An 18834-nucleotide genomic window follows, 5' to 3' on the forward strand; every position below is an offset into this window, starting at 1 on the left:
CATGCAGGGGGCAAATCAGATTTTTGAAAAAAATCGTCACGGGTCGGGAATAAACCCGCGGGCCCCGGCGTATCCCTTATGACCGGCAGATGACCCGGCAGGAATGAAACCAACCCAGACGGAGTGACCCAATGAAACTTTCCCTGATCGCACTTTCCCTTGTTGTCGGGCTCAGCGCCTGTGATGCATATGCGGCCGGCCACGGAACAGCCCCTGCCGTCGAAGCCAACGGCATCCTGACCGACGCCAGCGGCATGAGCCTTTATACATTCGATCCCGACACCGCGACCTCATCGGCCTGCAACGGCGGCTGCGCACGCAACTGGCCACCACTCGCCGCCGCTGCAGATGCCGATGAGACTGGGAAATTCACCGCGATCACCCGCGATGATGGCAGCAAGCAATGGGCCTATGATGGTCAGCCCCTGTACCTGTGGGTCAATGACAGCAAGCCCGGCGACATCACCGGCGACGGCGTTGGCGGCAACTGGCACCTCGCACGGCCATAAGCCACGAGGCAGGACAGGTCCGGCCCCTCCCTCCGGCCCTGTCCGCCACGCCTCTGATTTTTGCGTTCCCAAGCGCAGGCCTGTCGTCAGCAATGACGCAGGCCCTTTTACTTGGGCCATCCATTCGGTATCTGACCCCAAACTGACTTGGGATATCCGACCATGGGCATGGAAAAGACATTTGACGCGCGCGAAGCCGAAACCCGGCTTTATAAAATGTGGGAAGAGGCAGGCGCCTTCAAAGCGGGGGCCAACGCCAAACCCGATGCGAAAACATTCTGCATCCAACTGCCGCCGCCCAACGTCACCGGGCATCTGCATGTGGGGCACGCCTTCAACCACACGCTGATGGACATCCTGACTCGCTGGAAGCGGATGCAAGGGTTTGACACGCTCTGGCAGCCGGGGTTGGACCATGCGGGTATCGCCACGCAGCTAATGGTCGAAAAAGACATGGCCGAAAAAGGCGAAGGCAAGCGCACGGATATGGCGCGCGATGACTTCCTCAAAAAGGTCTGGGACTGGAAGGCTCAAAAAGGCGGCGTGATCGAACAACAGGCGCGGCGGCTTGGCGACAGCATGGATTGGGAACGGTCCGCCTTCACCATGTCCGGCGCGTCAACTGCGCCAGCCACGGAAAAGCCCGGCAATTTCCACGACGCCGTGCTCAAAGTCTTTGTCGACATGTACAACAAAGGCCTGATCTATCGCGGCAAGCGACTGGTCAACTGGGACCCGCATTTCGAAACCGCGATTTCCGACCTTGAGGTCGAAAATATCGAGGTCGACGGCCACATGTGGCACTTCAAATACCCGCTCGCCGGTGGGGAAACCTATGAATACGTCGAAAAAGACGAAGACGGGAACGTCACCCTACGCGAAACGCGCGATTACATCTCCATCGCGACCACCCGGCCCGAAACCATGTTGGGCGATGGCGCAGTCGCGGTCCACAAAGATGACGAACGCTATGCGCCCATCGTCGGCAAGCTCTGCGAAATTCCCGTCGGGCCCAAGGAATCCCGCCGCCTGATCCCGATCATCACCGATCCTTATCCGGACATGGCGTTCGGCTCGGGCGCGGTGAAGATCACCGGCGCCCATGACTTCAACGACTACGAGGTCGCCAAGCGCGGCGGCATCCCGATGTATTCGCTGATGGATACCAAAGGGAACATGCGGTCCGATGGCAAACCTTATGTCGAGGAAGCCGCCGTGGCCCAGCGCATCGCCAATGGCGAACAGGGCTTCGACGAGAACATGATCGCCGCAATGAACCTTGTCCCCGACGCCTATCGCGGGCTGGACCGGTTCGAGGCCCGCAAGCGCGTGGTCGCAGACATCACCGCCGAAGGTCTGGCCGTCATGACCGTCGCCACCGACGCGCGTCTGGGAAAGGCAGCGACCAAGGCCCCCACTGCACCCGAAGAAGGCGGCGAGGCGCGGACCGAGGAAGAACAACTCGTCCCGCTGGTCGAGGCGAAAAAGATCATGCAGCCCTTCGGCGACCGCTCCAAAGTCGTGATCGAACCAATGCTGACTGACCAGTGGTTCGTGGATTCGGCGAAAATCGTCGGCCCAGCGCTGGAGTCCGTGCGCGAGGGCCGGGTCAAGATCATGCCCGAAAGCGGCGAAAAGGTCTTCTATCACTGGCTGGAAAATATCGAACCTTGGTGCATCTCGCGCCAGCTCTGGTGGGGACACCAGATCCCGGTTTGGTATGGAATCAGTACGGAAAAATCAGAGGACGGCAAACGCAAATTCAATCTCAACGGTCGAACATTCAAGTCATTTGCTACTGAATCTGAAGCAATCAAATGGTTTGAAGAATACTATGGAATAGACGTAGTGGTTGTACCGTCACCTCCAACGGACACCGACCTAAGAAAGCAATTCGAGGCAAATCTCAGTACGCTGACGCTAGGCGAACGGTTTCGGGCAGAAGCCGATGGATCGGCTTTCAAACTTCCTATCTACCGCGACCCCGACGTCCTCGACACATGGTTCTCCTCCGGCCTCTGGCCCTTCGGCACGTTGGGCTGGCCCGAAGACACCGAGGCGATGAAATACTTCCCCGGTGACGTACTGATCACCGGGCAGGATATCCTGTTCTTCTGGGTCGCCCGGATGATGATGATGTCCGAGGCGGTGATGGGCCAGGAACCCTTCCACACGGTCTACCTGCACCAGCTGCTGCGCGACGAAAAGGGCGAGAAGATGTCCAAGACGCGCGGCAACGTCATCGACCCGCTGGACATGATCGACCAATACGGTGCCGACGCGCTGCGCATGTCCAACGCGGCCATGGCGGCCATCGGCGGTGTGCTGAAAATCTCCGAGGACCGGATCAAGGGCTACCGCAATTTCGGCACCAAAATCTGGAACGCCTGCCGGTTCGCAGAAATGAACGATGTGTTCAGCCACCGCGCGCCCGGGTCCGACGCAAGTCCGACGCAAGTCCGATCCATTCCAGACCCGCAGTTTACGGTCAACAAATGGATCATCGGCGAAACCGCCAAGACGTTGGAAACGGTCAACCAAGCCCTTGAAACCTATCGGTTTAACGACGCCGCCAACGCGCTTTATGCCTTTGTCTGGGGCAAGGTCTGCGACTGGTACGTCGAACTGTCCAAACCGCTGCTACTGGACGGAAATGAAACAGAAAAATCCGAAACCCGCCGCACCATGTCATGGGTTCTGGACCAATGTATGATCATGCTGCACCCCATCATGCCCTTCATCACAGAAGAGCTGTGGCAAACCTTGGGCAAGCGCGAAAAAATGCTGGTGCACACCGATTGGCCGACCTACCAAGCCGCTGATTTGGTTGACGAAAACGCCGACCACGCGATGAACTGGGTGATCAGCCTGATCGAAGGCATCCGCTCTGCCCGCGCCCAGGTGCACGTCCCCGCCGGGGCCAAAGTGCCGCTGCTGGTCACCGGGCTGGACACACGCGGTCAGGCCGCTTGGGATGGTAACGAAGTCATGATCAAACGGCTCGCCCGCGTGGAAAATCTCGATCATGTCGCAAGCTTCCCCAAAGGCTGTGTGACCGTCCCGATGGAAGGCGGCACATTCGGCATCCCGCTCGCTGATCTGATTGATGTCAAAGAAGAAATCGCACGGCTGGAAAAGACCTTGCAGAAGCTGGGCAAGGAACTTGGCGGCCTGCGCGGACGGCTGAACAACCCCAAATTCGTGGCCTCCGCCCCGGATGAGGTCGTGGCCGAAGCGCGCGAAAACCTCGCCCTGCGGGAAGAGGAAGAAGCCCAACTCAAAGCCGCCATCGCGCGGTTGCAAGAAATCGGCTGAGTCAACAGGGGCGGCCGCTTAGGCCGCCTTTAACCATTCTAGGGGACAACGTCACACGCAGCGGACGACCGCGGAACACAAGAATACGAACCTTCGACCAGCTCTTGCAACCGCTTCAACGGCCCGGTTATGTGACGGCATGACACAGCCCAAGCTTACCCCGCTCGCCGCCCGCCTGCCTGCCTCGGTCCCTTTTGTTGGACCGGAAGCGCAGGAAAGGCAGCGAAACCAACAATTTATCGCCCGTCTGGGCGCAAATGAGTCCGGCTTCGGCCCCTCGCCCAAAGCCATCGCAGCCATGCAAAAAGCCGCGTCCGAGGTTTGGATGTATGGTGATGCCGAAAACCACGATCTGCGGCACACGCTTGCGAAAATGCATGGCGTCGCGCCCGAAAATATCATGGTCGGACAAGGGATTGACGGGCTGCTGGGCGTACTGGTCCGGCTTTACGTGGCCAAAGGCGAAAATGTCGTGACCTCTGCCGGGGCCTATCCGACCTTCAACTATCATGTCGCCGGTTTTGGCGGGGTACTGCACACAGTGCCGTACAAGGACGACCACGAAGACCCCGATGCGCTCATTGCCAAAGCATTGGAAACGCAGGCGAAACTGATCTACATCTCCAACCCTGATAACCCCATGGGCACATGGCACAGCGCCGAAACCATGGCGCAAATGATCGCCAAGACGCCAGTTGGCAGCCTGCTGATCCTGGACGAGGCTTATATTGACCTCGCCCCCGACGGAACCGCGCCCGCCATCGACGTGACCAACCCGAATGTGATCCGGATGCGCACCTTTTCCAAGGCGCATGGCATGGCCGGCGCGCGGGTCGGCTACGCCATCGGGCACGCCGAAGTCATCAATGCATTCAACAAGGTACGCGACCATTTCGGCATGTCACGGATCAGTCAGGCCGGCGCACTCGCGGCGCTGCAAGACACCGATTGGCTGCCCCATATCCGGGCAGAGGTCGCAAATTCGCGCAATCGGATCAGCCAAATCGCCACAGAGAATGGGCTGTCCGCCCTGCCCTCTGCCACAAATTTCGTCGCCATTGACTGCGGCGCGGATGGCGCCTTTGCCAAATCGATACTGGCGGCGCTGATTGATCAGGGTATCTTTGTTCGCATGCCATTCGTCACCCCGCAGGATCGCTGCATCCGGGTCAGCTGCGGCCCCACCGACCAGATCGACGCTTTCGCAGCAGCCCTGCCAAAGGCACTGGCCACAGCGCGCGCAGCGTTAAGATAATTTGCTGATCCAGGTGCTACACTAGCGACCAGCGCAAGGAATCTACGCGCGCGCCACCACATCGGCCGCCGCCGCCAGCGCCCCGGCCCCATGCGGAATATCCAGCGCAGTCAGCCCAGCCTCAATCGTTCCGAGCACCCCCATGATCATATGCGCATTCACATGTCCCATATGACCAATCCTGAAATAAGCGTCCTCTGGCGTGCGGCCAAGTCCAACCCCTAGCGTCAGGCCACATTGGGTTTCACACCATTTCCGCAGCCGATCACCCTGCCCCGGTCCGATCCCGATTGACGTGACCGCATGGGACCGGTCCGCCGGGTTGGCGATATTCAGATGCATCGGTCCTGTTTCAGACCACTTGTCAAACGCGGCCCAAATCACCTGCGCCAGCGTCGCATGGCGGGCAAAAACATGATCCAGCCCTTCCGCCTTGATCATATCCAGTGCCGCACGCAAACCATAAAGATGATGAGTCGGCGCAGTCCCGTGGAAATACTGGTAATACATTTTCGGATCAGTACGCGCACGCCAGTCCCAGTAGTTGGTCACGCAGCGACCACGCGCCGCATCGGCCTTGTCATTATACCAAACAAAGCTCAGCCCAGCGGGTGTCATCAGGCCTTTCTGGCAGGCCGCAACCATCACATCGACACCCCATGCATCCATCTCAAACCGATCACAGCCAAGCGAGGCAATGCAATCGACCATCAGCAATGCAGGATGCCCTGTCCGATCCATCGCGCCGCGCAACCCTTTGATATCGTTCTTGACGCTGGTCGAGGTATCCACATGCACCGCAAGCACCGCCTTGATGCGCCCTGCGGTATCAGCGGTCAGCGCTTCTTCGACCCGCGCCAAATCCACCGACGACTGCACGCCGTGGTCAATCGTTTCGACCTTTACACCCAGCCCGGCTGCGATTTCGCCCCAGCCAATACAGAAACGGCCTGTGGCCAGCACCAGCACCGTGTCGTCGGGCGACAGGGTGTTGGCCAGCGCAGCCTCCCACGCGGCATGACCATTGCCGATATAGATCGCAAGATGCTGCGCGGTCATCGCAACCGCCTTAAGGTCAGGGACAAGGCTATGGGTTAGCTCATGCAACTCCCCCTCATAAATATTCGGGGACGCACGATGCATCGCGCGCAAAACCGCATCCGGAATAACCGACGGGCCGGGAATGGCCAGATAGGGGCGACCTTGAGACAGAGACATGGGGAAGCTTTCGGCAATTGTGATACTTGGACACTACGCGCGGCATGTTCGGCGTCAAGCTTGCCAAGCTTGTCTTCATCCCCCATTTACGATTAGACCCACGTGATCCCATGGCAAGAGGCCCCCGATGCCCGCAGAAAAAAAACCGGCCCGGAAGCCTAAACCGGACTCAGCAACCAAGCTATTCTGGTGGCTATGGCGCGGCTATGTCAGCAAACATAAATGGCTGCTGGTTGGTGCCGTCACCCTGATGGCCATTGAAGGGTCGATGTTCGGCGCGCTCAGCTTTCTTGTGCAGCCAATGTTCGACGACGTATTTACGCAAGGCGACCGGAACGCGCTTTATTGGGTCGGGCTTGGCGTGATGGGGATCTTCATTCTTCGCGCGCTCACGTCATCCGCGCAAAAGGTTATCATGTCGCTAATCCGCCAGCTTTCCGCAGCGGCAATGCGACGCGATCTATTGAAACATTTAATGTCGCTCGACAGTGGCTATCATCAGCTTAATCCCCCGGGAAGCCTGATCGAACGGGTGCAGGGCGATGTGGGTGCCATCAATTCGATCTGGAGCTCAATCATCACCGCATTTAGTCGGGATCTGATCGCGCTCGTGGTGCTTTTCGCCTCTGCACTGTCGGTGGATTGGCGCTGGACCCTGATTGCCATTGTCGGCGTGCCGCTGCTGATCCTGCCATCGCTGATGGTGCAAGCTTTCATTCGCCATCGCGCGGGACTGTCACGCCAGATCGCTGGCGACATTTCGACCCGACTGGACGAGGTGTTTCACGGCATCAATCCTATCAAGCTGAATGCGCTCGAGACCTATCAATCCACCCGCTATGACGGGCTGATCCGCAAGGGTATTGACGCCGAGGTGAAGACAACCATGGGTCAGGCGGCGGTTCCGGCGCTGATCGATATCATGACCGGCATCGGCTTTCTGGGTGTGTTGATCTATGGCGGCTCTGAAATCATCGCAGGTGAAAAGACCAGCGGCGAATTCATGCAGTTTTTCACCGCAATGTCGCTGGCCTTTGACCCGCTGCGCCGTCTGGGCGCGATGAGCGGTCAGTGGCAGCGCGCGGCGGCCAGTGCGGAACGCCTGCAATCGGTTTTGGATATTAAGCCCAGCATCGTCTCGCCCGCTTCCCCGCGCCCGAAACCTGCTGGCGCGCCTGAGATCGTCCTGAATGACGTCACGCTGCGCTACGATGACCTGCCGGTGCTGCGCGGGGCCAGTTTCACCGCTGAGGCCGGCAAAACCACCGCTCTGGTTGGGTCGTCCGGCGCAGGCAAAAGTACCGTGTTCAACGTGCTGACACGGTTGATTGATCCTGAAAGCGGTGAGGTCAGCATTTCTGGAACCCCGATCAAAGACATGGCACTGCCCGATCTGCGCGGTCTTTATTCGGTTGTGACACAGGATGCCGCGCTTTTTGATGAAACGCTGCGGGACAATATCCTTTTGGGCCGCGAAGACGTGGAGGAGGCGCAGTTAAAATCAGTGCTGGATGCGGCCCATGTCAGCGACTTTCTTCCGAGCCTGTCCGCTGGATTGGACAGTCCCGCCGGACCGCGTGGATCGAACCTGTCGGGCGGTCAGCGTCAGCGCGTCGCCATCGCCCGCGCATTGTTGCGCGATACGCCTATCCTACTGCTGGACGAAGCGACCAGCGCGCTTGACACGAAGTCCGAGGCAATCGTCCAGACCGCGCTGGAAGAGTTGTCGGAAGGCCGCACCACCCTTGTTATCGCACACCGGCTGTCGACCATCCGCAACGCACATTCCATTGTCGTGATGGACCACGGACGCGTTGTCGATCAGGGCACACATGAAGAATTGCTCGCCCGCGGTGGGATCTATGCCGATTTGCACCGGCTTCAGTTCAAACGATCAGAAAGCGAAAATGATGAATGAACGCGTTGTGCTTTCGGTCACAGGTGATGACAAAATTCCATTTCTGCAGAATTTGGTCACCAATGATGTTGACCGCGCAACGGATGGGATCGTTTACGCCGCCCTTTTGACGCCCCAAGGCAAATTCATTGCCGATTTCTTTATTGTTGGGGATGATGAGCAACTGCTGATCGACGTTGCTGCGTCGCATGCGCCATCCCTTGCCCAGAAGCTGACAATGTACCGGTTGCGTGCCGCTGTGCAGATCGCGGAAACAGAGATCATCGTGTCGCGCGGAACAGGCCCCGTGCCCGACGGCGCAATGCCCGACCCACGTAACCCGGCCATGGGCTGGCGGTTTTACGGGGCAGAGGATCGCAGCGACGACACGGATTGGGATGCACTGCGTGTCGCCCATATTATCCCCAAAACAGGGATTGAGCTGACCCCGGATAGCTATCTTTTGGAATGCGGCTTTGAACGTCTGAACGGCATTGATTTCAAAAAAGGCTGCTATGTTGGCCAAGAAATCAACGCCCGGATGAAGCATAAGACGGAACTGCGTAAGGGTTTGGTAAAGGTCACTATCGACGGGGCAGCCCCGGTCGGGACGCGAATCCTGACTGGTGACGGCAAGGAAGCGGGCACGTTGTTCACCCAATCGGGCAAGGCTGCATTGGCTCATCTGCGCTTTGATCGTGCAAAGGGCACGCTGCAGGCTGGCGACGCAGATATCACTGCAGATCTGTAAGCACAGATTGTCCGCCAGTGGTCCGTCATCAATGGCACAGATTGATTTCCTGTTCAGGCTGGACAGATGACCCGACAATAGCGACGGAATGCGTTATTGCATCGTCGACCTGTCGCTGCGGACCGCGAAAACGACATAAAATTGTATAGGAACAGGGGCATTTAACGCCTCGGATATACTGCTGGACAGCCATGATCTGCTGTTGCCCGTCGCGAGGCTGACCGGCACGCTGCACGCCCTGCCACCGCCTTGCAGCGATCCTGTCAGTAACAGGCAATGCGATAGGCTGCGGGCATTTGGTTGACAGCCATCTGGCTGGCCAGGGCCGGATGCAGCGCTGTCATGCATGTTTGGCCACGATGGGGTTGCGTTCGGTGAAAGCCACCGGGGAAATTGAAAGCGTTGCCAGACCGCGACGTAGGTTTCGCGCGTCTGCGACCAGTTTCGACCGTGATGGTGACAATGACGATGATAGTCCGCAAGGCTGCATCGGCGCCCGCCCGCGCCGACAGGCAGAAACGCGTTGCAGCGCAACTTATCTGACTATAACACTAAGGTAATTGTGGCGCACTGGCATATGCCGGCTGCGCTTTCACAAACGACAACAATAAGTCTGGGAGAGCACGGCAAGCCAGAACGGCGTCGTGTGTCATATGCCGATGAGTTTAGCCGCCGAAGGATCACCGCTCACAGCATCAAATCTTTCGGTTTGCTACGGTGATACGACGATTATCAAAAGCATTAATCTCAATATTGCGGCGGGACAGATTACTGCGCTTGTCGGACCGAACGGGTGTGGAAAATCGACCTTGCTAAAGGCCCTTGCACGCATTCTGAAACCGAAAACAGGTGAGGTTTCATTGATGGGCAAGCCGATTGGCAGCTATAAAACCCGCGATGTTGCGACCCGCCTTGCCCTGCTGCCACAAGGCCCTGTCGCGCCCGAAGGTTTGACGGTGACAGAACTGGTGGCGCAAGGCCGCTTTCCCCATCAAACCTTGCTGCGCCAATGGTCGCCGGGGGACCGGGCCGCCGTTGAAAAAGCCATGTCACTGACCGATCTGAAGGATTTCGCGGAACGCCCCGTGGACAGCCTGTCTGGTGGTCAGCGGCAGCGTTGCTGGCTGGCGATGGTGCTGGCCCAAGACACGCCGCTTTTGCTTCTGGATGAACCCACCACCTTTCTTGACCTTAAGGTGCAGGTGGATCTTATGGCGCTTTTGTCGCGTATCGTGCAGGAAGATGGCCGCACGATGGTACTGGTCTTGCACGAGCTGAACCTTGCCGCCGCCTTTGCCGACCGGATTGTAATGATGCGCGACGGTGCGATCGTGGCAGAGGGGACCGGCCCAGAGGTAATCCGCCCGGCGGAGTTGCGTCAGGTTTTCGATTTGCGCGCGGATGTTATCGCGGACCCAAAAACCGGCCGCCCCGTTTGCCTGCCCCGCACACCGGATCACGCAGACAGCGCCTATCCAGCCGCCGCAGCAGCAGAATGAACGCGACGCGCACCATCTTTGCCGCAGCGGGTTTTTGGCTTTGCGTTGCCGGGGTGCTTGCTGCCTTTCTCTGGCATATTTCGGTGGGCGCAAAACCTATCCCGATTGTCACCGTGTGGCAGGCCCTTTTTGCGCCTCAGGACGGGGTGTTCGACCATGTGATCGTGCGCGATCTGCGCATGCCGCGTGCGATTTTCGCCATCAGCGTGGGCGCCGCACTTTCTGTTGCAGGCGCTTTGATGCAGGGGGTGGCCCGTAACCCATTGGCCGAGCCGGGCCTGCTGGGTCTTATGGCTGGGGCGACCTTTGCGGTCATTATTGGCATTGGCTGGCTTGATCTGGCGGGCAGCGCTTTCATTCCACTTTTTGCCGCGGTCGGCGCGTTGATTGGCGCGGTTCTGATGTGGACAATTGCCAGCGCCGCGCCCGGCGGGGCGACGCCGCTGACCTTGATCCTTTCCGGCGCGGCGGTCACCGGGTTCCTTTATGCTATCGAAAGCGCGGTCATTCTCATGAACGAAGACGCGTTCCGTGATTTTCGTATCTGGCTTTCCGGCTCTCTCGCCGGGCGCGACATGGCGACATATCTTTGGGCTTTGCCTTGGTTCATTGCCGGAATGCTGGCCGCCCTGATCATCGCGCGGCAGGTCACCGCGCTTGCCATGGGCGAAGAGACGGCAGCCGGTTTGGGTGTTAATACTGTGCGCATCAAACTCATTGCGCTTGGCGCTGTAGTCGTTCTGACCGCTGCCGCCGTTTCAATCGCCGGGCCGCTTGGGTTTGTGGGGCTTGTTATCCCGCATGTAGTGCGGCTTTTTGTCGGGTCTGACTATCGGCTTATCGTGCCGTTTTCCGCATTGATCGGTGCCGCCTATGTTGTCATGGTCGATATCGCTGCGCGCGTCGTTCTCGCCCCGATCGAAGTGTCCACTGGCATTGTCACCACGATGCTGGGCGCGCCGGTGTTCATCTGGCTGGTCAGGGCAAAGCTATGAGCATGGCAACGTTTGACGCAATTGGTGGGCGCGTCGCGTTGCGTGTGCCACTGCGGGCGCTGGTGGTCTGCCTCTGCCTCACGGTTGCGATTGCCACCGTGCTATTGTGGAGCCTGATGACAGGTTCCTACCCGCTGGAAAGCGCGCAGGTCTGGGCCACGCTCATTGGGAATCCGCCGTCAGACACGGCGGCAACCGTGGTCTGGCAATTCCGCTTTCCGCGCACGCTTGTGGCCTTTATCGTCGGCGCGTTCCTCGCGCTGTCCGGGGCGACCCTGCAATATGTAACCCGCAATCCGCTGGCCGACCCCAGCCTTGTTGGCGTCAGCCAAGGGGCCGCGCTTGTGGTTGTCACCTTCACCATTCTCTTTCCAGAGGTTGGCATTTTCCTGCGCCCGTTTCTGGCATTTGCAGGCTCTTTGATTGTCGCGGTATTGGTGCTGGCGGCATCATCGTCACGGCAGCGCGGCGGTGAGACGTTGCGATTTATCCTGATGGGTATCGGCGTTGCCGCACTCATCTCGTCTTTTACATCCGCCCTGCTGACCTATGGCAATGTTGATCGGGCAATGGCTGCCTTGGGGTGGCTTGCTGGATCGGTACATTCTGTCGGCTGGAAAGAGGTTGTCTGGCTGACAGCCACCGCTGCCCTCGTCATTCCAGCGCTGCTTGTGGCCGCGCGCCCGCTTTCCGCCATCCGCTTTGGCGAAGAAACCGCAATCAGCCTTGGTGTGCAGCTGCGCCGCGCGCGTTTGGCCCTTGTGGCCCTTGCCGTTGCACTGGCGGCAACTGCGGTGGCCGCTGTTGGACCGCTTGGCTTTGTCGGGCTTGTTGCGCCACATCTGGCCCGCAAGCTCGCCCATTCGGGCGTTGGTCTGCATCTTCTGCTCACCGGGCTGACGGGTGCGCTTATGGTCGGTCTGGCGGATTTTGTCGGCCGCACCGCCTTTGCGCCGATACAAATCCCCGCCGGTCTTGTCACCGCCATTATCGGCGTTCCCGTCTTCGTCATCCTGATCCTGAAAACCCAAGGCCGCAACCAGCTCTGACCTGCCAGCCAACGCCAGCACGCATCGCACTCTAACCACAGATGGAACCATTATGAACAAATCCGTCCTCGCCGTTATTATTGCCTGTGTGACCGCAGTCCCTGCATTTGCCCAAGAATTTCCGCTCGAAATCTCGCATAAATTTGGCACGACGATCATCCCGGAGCGCCCGGCGCGCGTTGCGACCGTTGACGGCAACGGGGCTGACAATATCCTCGCGCTTGGGTTGCAGCCTGTCACGATTGAAGACTGGTATGGCGGGCAGCCGTTTGGTCTTTGGCCCTGGGCTGCGCCGCTGCTGACAACCAAACCCGTCCTGCTGCAACGCGGTGTGTTGGATTTTGAGGCCATCGCCGCTGCTGACCCCGATGTCATCCTTTCGCTCTATAACGCGATGACGCCCGAAGAATACGGCCAACTGTCAGAAATCGCCCCGGTTGTTGCTGTACCCGAAGGCCGCGGTGACTGGAGCCTGACGTGGAATGAACGCGCCTTGATAACAGGGCGTGCCACCGGCAATGAAGCGCAATCCATTGAGATGGTTGCTGCTATCGAAGATAAAATTGCAACGATCGCCGCCGAAAACCCGCAATGGGCCGGCAAAACCGCATTGATCGGCTGGGTTGATCGAGAGGGGCAGCTTGGCGTTTATTCCTCGCACGATGCGCGCCAACAGCTTTTGGAGGCGTTGGGTTTCGTCACCCCGCAGGCCATTAATGGTCTTGATCCAAACGGCAGCGCTGGCGTCCGCGTCAGCGAAGAGCGGGTCGATCTGTTGGATGTGGATCTATTGATCTGGATCCGCGGCGACGGCAATCTGGACCCTATTCGCGGACTAGAGGTGCTGGACTACATCAAGCCCCATCAGGAAGGCCGCGAGATCATCTTCACCGTCGATGTGACAGGCGCGTTTTCCTATGGATCGCTGTTAAGCATGCCCTACGCCGTGGACCGTATGGAAATGGCCATCACCGCCGCAATGGACGGCGACCCAACCACCCATGCCGACGACAGGCCGGACAATTGGTGATCTTTGGCAGCGCGCAATTACCGCTGCTTTGTGCGCGCCATTGTTACAGGCAGGATCTGTCACCCTTCGCCGTGACACCCGCACGGCACCCCGCCGTGCTGGTTTGCACCCATGGCAAGCATGATGCCTGCTGCGCAAATGGGGCTTTGCCGGTGGCACGCAAGTGCTTCCGGCCACGCGTATATATGGCCGCCTCGTCCCGGCGAACGGCCCCATCCCCCAAAGAACAGTCTGGCACGGCGCTGTCACCGACACAGTTGTGCGCTGGTAGAATGAACGGAGTACATATGAAAACCCAACTGATCGCCATGTTAATTATCATGCTGGGGACATGCGCCTTTGCGCAGGAGTTTCCGCTGACGATCACGCATAAATTCGGTGAAACCGTCATTGAAAGCGCGCCCGTGCGAGTGGCCAGCCTCGACTATAATGGGGCCGACAATCTGCTCGCCCTTGGTATCCAACCTGTGACGATACGGGATTGGTATGGCGACCACCCCAAAGCAGTTTGGCCATGGGCCGCGCCGCTGTTGATGGGCAATCCCGAAATCCTGAGGGGCGATCTGAACTTTGAACAGATCGCCGCCGCAGAGCCGGATGTAATTATTGCCCTCTGGTCTGGCATCACGACAGAGGAATATACCCAGCTGTCGCGCATCGCGCCGGTTGTCGCCGTACCCGAAGGCACCGGCGATTTTGCTTTGCCCTGGGACCAACTGGCCCTGATCGCAGGCGAGGCGACCGGCAAGCTAGACCTGGCTGAAACCTTGGTTCAGGGCGTGAACGACGAACTCGCCGCCATCAGAGCGCGCCACCCCGATTGGCAAGGACGCACGGCATCACCAGCCTATGTCTGGAATGGCCTTGGCGTTTACACCGGCAAAGATATCCGCACGCTTTTGCTGGCCAATCTTGGCCTTATCACACCCGCAGCTGTGCAGGATATCTCTGCTGAAGGGGAATTTGTGGCATCTTTCTCTCAAGAAGAGCTGCCAATCATCGACGCCGATGTCGTACTTTGGTTCACTGATGGCTCAGAAGATAACATTCAGAGCATCGAAGATTTGGCGTTGCGTCCCGCGCTCACCGCCTATCACGAGGGTCGCGAAATATTCGTTGATGCGATGCTTAGCAGTGCCATGAGCCACGCCTCACTGCTTAGCCTGCCCTATGCGCTTGAGGCACTGGAACCAAAAATCGCCGCGGCGATTGACGGGGACCCCGCAACACTTGTGCCGGAATAAATCAAATCCATTTCTGATCGGACCCAGCCATGCATCCCCTGCTCACCCTTGGTCTTCTCGCCTGTATCACCACGCAGGCGCATGCCCAAGATTGCCAGCCGGGATTTCGCGCCTATACCCATGCCCTTGGCGAAAGCTGCATCCCCGAAAACCCGCAACGCATCATTTCCCTACGGGGTGAGGCTGTGACAGCACCGCTGCTCGAACTGCGCGAATCTCGTCGGCTCAACCGGCAGGATCGATTTGTCTGTGAACGGCGGAGAACCCTATGTGCGCGGCGCCTACCATGCCCTTGGATTTCGGTTTGAGACATCAGATATCGCGTGGGTCGGTGACCCGAACCAATATGATTACGAAGCCATTGCTGCCGCTGAACCTGACCTGATTATCATGCTCAATACCGACCCCGAAAACTACGACAACCTCTCGCTGATCGCACCGACCGTTTCCATTGAAAACTGGAACGAGAGTTTCCTAGACTGTTACCGCGAAGTTGCCAACATTGCCGGGGCGTTGGACGCCTTCGCGTGTCGTTGTGCGGTTTGGGAGGCACATTCGGCGAAGCTCAGGTCGTTGTAAACGACGCCTTTGAAGACCCGTCCGCAATCTCTATCGGCGTCATCGAGCCACGCAAAAATGGCACGATCCGGGGCTTTCGCAACTATGACGCGCTGACGCAAATCATACGCGACCTCGGATTTTCCATGCCAGAGACCATCACCGGCCAAGATGCAGCACGGATCGACATCAGCGCAGAGCTGAGTGATCAATTTGAAGCGGATTTCATGATCAGCACTTATTGGCCCGCAAATGGCACCACCGTCGCGGCCATTTATGAACTATGGGACAGCACGCTCCCGATCTGGCGCGAAACACTACACGCGGTCCGGAACAACCAGTATTTCATGATCGAACGTGAAAAGCAGCGCCCGGTAACATTTGAATCCCTTGACTACGTGCTTGGCGTGTTGGTTTCCCAAATCGCAACTCGCGACTTTGTCCCGCTTGGTCCAGACACGTCGCATTGACTGGCGCTGAGGACATGACCAAGCGCTATTCAAAGAAGGTCGCGTTGCATCCGCCGATGACGATATTGAAGTCGAACGCTTCATCCACTTCTGTACTACCAATATCTCGGGGCTGACCGATGTTGCGCTTGAAGGCATCCCCCATCAGGATCGCCATCGGGTCAGATGCATTGTTCGGTTCATCTGGAAAATACATCTGCGTTACCAGTCGCGATGATCCGCCACTGATCGACATATGGATGTGTTTGGGACGCCAGCGGCCGATGTCGGGCCTTGCAAGGTAGGCGCCGGGGCTGATCGCCCAGAATTTGTAGCGTCCTTCATCGTCGGTCAACACGCGTCCTACCCCAAGGTGATTTTCATCGAGTTGCAAGCCGGAGTGGTCTTCGACATGGCGGTAGCGCCCGTAGTGGTTCGCGCTCCAAATCTCCAGCAGTGCACCCGCTAATGGGCGACCGGACGGCGTGCGCACTTGGCCCGTGACCTCGATCGGGACGCCATCCGCGCGAGGGCGGTCTGGGGCAGTGCGGGTCATGTCCCATTCATGGCTACGGGTGGCGAAGCGCGCTGGCACCACTGGAACAAAGCTGTTTCGTGCAGCTTCGGGGATCAGCCGCAGGGGTTGGCGCGGTGTGCGCTGATCGGATGTGTTATCGGTTGGGCCAATGCCCAGGATACGTCCTTGGTTTGCCATATCTCAGCTTTCCAGATCATCGAAAAATGGGGTTTCGCCATCACCGGCCATGATGATGTCAAAGACATACACCTCGGCCCCGCTGGCTGTGCGCCCGTCATGACGGGCGATCAACTTGTGTGCATCATCGCCCACGGCCTGCAATACGGGATCGGTGTTATTGCCCGCTTGATCGTTAAAGAACATCTGCGTGACGATCCGGCTGATCCCGTCGGAAAAGATCGTAATGGTGATATTAGGCGCGCGTCCCTCTGCAGCACCGGGCATGATTGTTTTGAACGTATAGGTGCCGTCCGCCGTGCGCAGCCGCCCGTAACCGTGAAACCACGGGTCAATGTCGTCGTGTCTTTGAGTTTCTGGCGTGCGGTAAACTCCTTTGGCATTTGCTTGCCAAAATTCAAGCAGCGTACCATGCGCCAATTCACCATGGCGGTCCAATATGCGACCACGCAAAATGATTGGCGTGCCGGTGGCCTGTCCGACCAGCCCCGGATCAACCTGCGTTAAGTCCTCTAATGCCGGGTCCGCGAAGTAGATCGGGAAATATGGCCCGCAGGTATCTTCGTTCGTGGCTGGCAAAAGATTGGATGCCGGATCGCTCATGGGCTGTCCTCCATTGTCTTTAGCGTGTTTTGTATATTAAACACCGAGGACCGACAGTGACAAAGTGATTGCCTATGCCCAAAGCGTCTAACCATGATGTGTATTTCGTCCCCGGTTTGCATCGGGGGTTGCGTGTGCTGGAAATTCTTGGCGCGCATGAGGCGCCTATGTCTCTGAGCGATATTGCCCGCGCCATGGAGCTTAGCCGCTCTTCTGCTTTTCGTCTGGTCTATACCTTGCGGCAGATGGAGTTCATCCGAGAGGCGGAGCAAGCCAATACTTTCACCCTTGGTGCGCGCGTCCTGAACCTTGGCTTTGCCTATTTGAACCAACAGCCCATTACAGCCATTGCCCGCCCGATCCTTGCGCAGTTGCGCGATGATACGGGGGTTTCCACGCATCTGAGCGTGCTGGAGGGTGATGATGTTTTGTATCTCGTGAGCCATCAGGCGCGGTCTGGCTATGTGTCCAATATGCGCACGGGAACCCGCACGCAGGCCTATGCCTCGGCGATTGGCTGGTGTTTGCTTGGGGCGTTGAGCCCTCACGACCTGCAGGCGTTCGCCGCCCGCCAAACGTGGGATCGTTTCACAGAGCACACGCCGACTGACGCTGCCAGCCTCGCGACACGTGTAGCCGAAACCCGCGATGCGGGCTTTGTGATTTCCCGCGGGTTTCGCGAACCGGGCGGGTCCAGCGTGGCTGTGCCAGTGCGCGACAATACCGGCGCAATCGTTGCCTGTGTGAACCTGTCTGGCCCCGACAGTGGGTTCGATTTCGACCGCATCGAAACCGACCTTGTGCCCCAAACCCAAGATGCCGCACTGCAAATTTCGCGCGGGTTGGGGTATCAGGGCGGTTAGGCTCATCCGGCAATTCCCAGAATTTCGCGGGCCTCGTTTGGGGTGGCAAGTTCACCGCCAAGATCACCGATAATCCCAGCCGCTTTGCGCACAAGTTGTGCGTTGCTTTCGCAATGTTGACCCTTTGCGATATGTGCCGTGTCTTCCATACCGATGCGGATATGTCCGCCAAGCAACCATGCCTGCGCCAACATCGGGAAGGCCATTTTGCCGATACCGAACGCCGCCCACTGGGTGTCTTCGGGCAATTGGCTGACTAAGTAGGCCATCGTCGCCGGATTGGCGACCGCGCCGAACCGCACGCCCAGAACCATCTGCACCATCAACGGCGTTTTCAGCACGCCACGGGCGACAAAATCCTTGACCATATGCAAATCGCCACTGTCGAAAATCTCGATCTCGGGTGTGACGCCTGCTGCGTAGATCCGTTCTGCCATGATCTCAAGGTTGCGGGGCGCATTGATAACGGACGCTTGCCCGGACCACATGGTATTGAAATCCAATGTGCAGATCTCGGGGCGCAGGGCTTCGATATGGGCCACGCGTTTTTCAGGGATGCACAGCGTTGATCCTGCGGCGGCCACCTTGGGGTCTTCATCAGACGGGATAAACCGCCCGCCTTCACCCGTTGTCAGGTTGAGCAGCACATCAGTGTTTTTTGCGCGGATGCGTTCGACCAGCTCGGTATACAGGTCCAACCGCATAGAGCCTTTTGCCGTTTCAGGTTCACGCACGTGCAGGTGCACAATCGCGGCCCCTGCTTTTGCGGCGTCGAGCGCTTGGGTGGCGATTTGTTCCGGCGTTACTGGCAGATGTGGGCTGATCTCTGGCGTCATCAGGTTGCCGGTGATTGCGGCTGTAAGGATTGTTTTGCGCGCCATGTA

At 58.5% G+C, this 18834-nt stretch carries 17 protein-coding genes; 13 read left to right on the forward strand and 4 right to left on the reverse strand.

Features of this window, described 5'->3' with window-relative positions:
• The first annotated feature begins 131 nt into the window (after positions 1–131).
• From ACJ5NV_RS13680 to ACJ5NV_RS13690, 3 genes are all read left to right on the forward strand, one after another.
• Complete coding sequence (locus ACJ5NV_RS13680; protein ID WP_411644539.1) at positions 132–509, forward strand: COG4315 family predicted lipoprotein; 378 nt, start codon at positions 132–134, stop codon at positions 507–509.
• 162 nt (positions 510–671) lie between these two features.
• Positions 672–3824 carry a valine--tRNA ligase gene (locus ACJ5NV_RS13685; RefSeq protein ID WP_411644541.1) on the forward strand — a complete coding sequence of 1051 codons (3153 nt, stop codon included), beginning with the start codon at positions 672–674 and terminating at the stop codon, positions 3822–3824.
• A 139-nt stretch (positions 3825–3963) separates the two neighbouring features.
• Positions 3964–5079: a pyridoxal phosphate-dependent aminotransferase gene (locus ACJ5NV_RS13690; protein ID WP_411644543.1), complete on the forward strand. Its 1116-nt coding sequence runs from the start codon at positions 3964–3966 to the stop codon at positions 5077–5079.
• A gap of 42 nt (positions 5080–5121) precedes the next feature.
• On the opposite strand, the gene ACJ5NV_RS13695 is transcribed toward ACJ5NV_RS13690, so the two are convergent.
• On the reverse strand, positions 5122–6297 hold the full coding sequence (locus tag ACJ5NV_RS13695) for a pyridoxal-phosphate-dependent aminotransferase family protein (RefSeq protein WP_411644545.1): 1176 nt from the start codon (positions 6295–6297) through the stop codon (positions 5122–5124).
• A gap of 127 nt (positions 6298–6424) precedes the next feature.
• On the opposite strand from ACJ5NV_RS13695, the gene ACJ5NV_RS13700 reads away from it, so the two are divergent.
• The 9 genes from ACJ5NV_RS13700 (at position 6425) to ACJ5NV_RS13740 (ending at position 15790) form a co-directional block, all read left to right on the forward strand.
• The gene (locus ACJ5NV_RS13700) at positions 6425–8215 is read left to right on the forward strand and encodes an ABC transporter ATP-binding protein (protein WP_411644547.1); all 1791 of its coding nucleotides are present in this window, start codon (positions 6425–6427) and stop codon (positions 8213–8215) included.
• Positions 8208–8945, forward strand: coding sequence for a CAF17-like 4Fe-4S cluster assembly/insertion protein YgfZ (gene ygfZ / locus ACJ5NV_RS13705; protein WP_411644624.1), 738 nt, complete (start codon positions 8208–8210; stop codon positions 8943–8945). Before ACJ5NV_RS13700 ends, ygfZ begins: the two co-directional genes overlap by 8 nt.
• Positions 8946–9604: 659 nt before the next feature.
• Entirely contained in the window at positions 9605–10444 is an 840-nt protein-coding gene (locus ACJ5NV_RS13710; RefSeq protein WP_411644625.1) for an ABC transporter ATP-binding protein, read from the forward strand.
• A complete protein-coding gene (locus tag ACJ5NV_RS13715; protein WP_411644549.1) occupies positions 10441–11439 on the forward strand; it encodes a FecCD family ABC transporter permease in 999 nt (332 codons plus the stop codon). The genes ACJ5NV_RS13710 and ACJ5NV_RS13715 overlap by 4 nt, the downstream gene beginning before the upstream one ends.
• The gene (locus ACJ5NV_RS13720; RefSeq protein WP_411644551.1) at positions 11436–12488 is read left to right on the forward strand and encodes a FecCD family ABC transporter permease; all 1053 of its coding nucleotides are present in this window, start codon (positions 11436–11438) and stop codon (positions 12486–12488) included. Before ACJ5NV_RS13715 ends, ACJ5NV_RS13720 begins: the two co-directional genes overlap by 4 nt.
• Before the next feature lie 52 nt (positions 12489–12540).
• Positions 12541–13518 carry an ABC transporter substrate-binding protein gene (locus ACJ5NV_RS13725; RefSeq protein ID WP_411644552.1) on the forward strand — a complete coding sequence of 326 codons (978 nt, stop codon included), beginning with the start codon at positions 12541–12543 and terminating at the stop codon, positions 13516–13518.
• A gap of 287 nt (positions 13519–13805) precedes the next feature.
• Positions 13806–14762 carry an ABC transporter substrate-binding protein gene (locus ACJ5NV_RS13730; protein WP_411644554.1) on the forward strand — a complete coding sequence of 319 codons (957 nt, stop codon included), beginning with the start codon at positions 13806–13808 and terminating at the stop codon, positions 14760–14762.
• A 249-nt stretch (positions 14763–15011) separates the two neighbouring features.
• Positions 15012–15341 carry an ABC transporter substrate-binding protein gene (locus ACJ5NV_RS13735; RefSeq protein WP_411644556.1) on the forward strand — a complete coding sequence of 110 codons (330 nt, stop codon included), beginning with the start codon at positions 15012–15014 and terminating at the stop codon, positions 15339–15341.
• On the forward strand, positions 15290–15790 hold the full coding sequence (locus tag ACJ5NV_RS13740) for a TroA family protein (protein WP_411644558.1): 501 nt from the start codon (positions 15290–15292) through the stop codon (positions 15788–15790). Before ACJ5NV_RS13735 ends, ACJ5NV_RS13740 begins: the two co-directional genes overlap by 52 nt.
• 25 nt (positions 15791–15815) lie before the next feature.
• Here ACJ5NV_RS13740 and ACJ5NV_RS13745 read toward each other — a convergent pair whose 3' ends face one another.
• Positions 15816–16484 (reverse strand): dioxygenase family protein, encoded by a 669-nt coding sequence (locus ACJ5NV_RS13745; protein WP_411644560.1) that lies wholly within the window; start codon positions 16482–16484, stop codon positions 15816–15818.
• A 3-nt stretch (positions 16485–16487) separates the two neighbouring features.
• The gene (locus tag ACJ5NV_RS13750; RefSeq protein ID WP_411644561.1) at positions 16488–17087 is read right to left on the reverse strand and encodes a dioxygenase family protein; all 600 of its coding nucleotides are present in this window, start codon (positions 17085–17087) and stop codon (positions 16488–16490) included.
• Between the two features lie 74 nt (positions 17088–17161).
• Here ACJ5NV_RS13750 and ACJ5NV_RS13755 point away from each other — a divergent pair, with 74 nt between their 5' ends.
• Complete coding sequence (locus ACJ5NV_RS13755) at positions 17162–17950, forward strand: IclR family transcriptional regulator (protein ID WP_411644563.1); 789 nt, start codon at positions 17162–17164, stop codon at positions 17948–17950.
• A 2-nt stretch (positions 17951–17952) separates the two neighbouring features.
• On the opposite strand, the gene ACJ5NV_RS13760 is transcribed toward ACJ5NV_RS13755, so the two are convergent.
• On the reverse strand, positions 17953–18831 hold the full coding sequence (locus ACJ5NV_RS13760; protein WP_411644565.1) for a beta-keto acid cleavage family enzyme: 879 nt from the start codon (positions 18829–18831) through the stop codon (positions 17953–17955).
• Positions 18832–18834: the final 3 nt, after the last annotated feature.

Origin of the sequence: Loktanella agnita (genome assembly GCF_046640325.1) — a bacterium.
GTDB lineage: Bacteria > Pseudomonadota > Alphaproteobacteria > Rhodobacterales > Rhodobacteraceae > Yoonia > Yoonia agnita.

What these genes read in the sequence shown, in the direction of transcription:
- ACJ5NV_RS13745 (WP_411644560.1), bottom strand. Translation starts at nt 16,484, where the DNA reads ATGGCAAACCAAGGACGTATCCTGGGCATTGGCCCAACCGATAACACA.
- ygfZ (WP_411644624.1), top strand. Translation starts at nt 8,208, where the DNA reads ATGAATGAACGCGTTGTGCTTTCGGTCACAGGTGATGACAAAATTCCA.
- ACJ5NV_RS13715 (WP_411644549.1), top strand. Translation starts at nt 10,441, where the DNA reads ATGAACGCGACGCGCACCATCTTTGCCGCAGCGGGTTTTTGGCTTTGC.
- ACJ5NV_RS13720 (WP_411644551.1), top strand. Translation starts at nt 11,436, where the DNA reads ATGAGCATGGCAACGTTTGACGCAATTGGTGGGCGCGTCGCGTTGCGT.
- ACJ5NV_RS13700 (WP_411644547.1), top strand. Translation starts at nt 6,425, where the DNA reads ATGCCCGCAGAAAAAAAACCGGCCCGGAAGCCTAAACCGGACTCAGCA.
- ACJ5NV_RS13725 (WP_411644552.1), top strand. Translation starts at nt 12,541, where the DNA reads ATGAACAAATCCGTCCTCGCCGTTATTATTGCCTGTGTGACCGCAGTC.
- ACJ5NV_RS13750 (WP_411644561.1), bottom strand. Translation starts at nt 17,087, where the DNA reads ATGAGCGATCCGGCATCCAATCTTTTGCCAGCCACGAACGAAGATACC.
- ACJ5NV_RS13760 (WP_411644565.1), bottom strand. Translation starts at nt 18,831, where the DNA reads ATGGCGCGCAAAACAATCCTTACAGCCGCAATCACCGGCAACCTGATG.
- ACJ5NV_RS13685 (WP_411644541.1), top strand. Translation starts at nt 672, where the DNA reads ATGGGCATGGAAAAGACATTTGACGCGCGCGAAGCCGAAACCCGGCTT.
- ACJ5NV_RS13730 (WP_411644554.1), top strand. Translation starts at nt 13,806, where the DNA reads ATGAAAACCCAACTGATCGCCATGTTAATTATCATGCTGGGGACATGC.
- ACJ5NV_RS13680 (WP_411644539.1), top strand. Translation starts at nt 132, where the DNA reads ATGAAACTTTCCCTGATCGCACTTTCCCTTGTTGTCGGGCTCAGCGCC.
- ACJ5NV_RS13695 (WP_411644545.1), bottom strand. Translation starts at nt 6,297, where the DNA reads ATGTCTCTGTCTCAAGGTCGCCCCTATCTGGCCATTCCCGGCCCGTCG.
- ACJ5NV_RS13710 (WP_411644625.1), top strand. Translation starts at nt 9,605, where the DNA reads ATGAGTTTAGCCGCCGAAGGATCACCGCTCACAGCATCAAATCTTTCG.
- ACJ5NV_RS13755 (WP_411644563.1), top strand. Translation starts at nt 17,162, where the DNA reads ATGCCCAAAGCGTCTAACCATGATGTGTATTTCGTCCCCGGTTTGCAT.
- ACJ5NV_RS13690 (WP_411644543.1), top strand. Translation starts at nt 3,964, where the DNA reads ATGACACAGCCCAAGCTTACCCCGCTCGCCGCCCGCCTGCCTGCCTCG.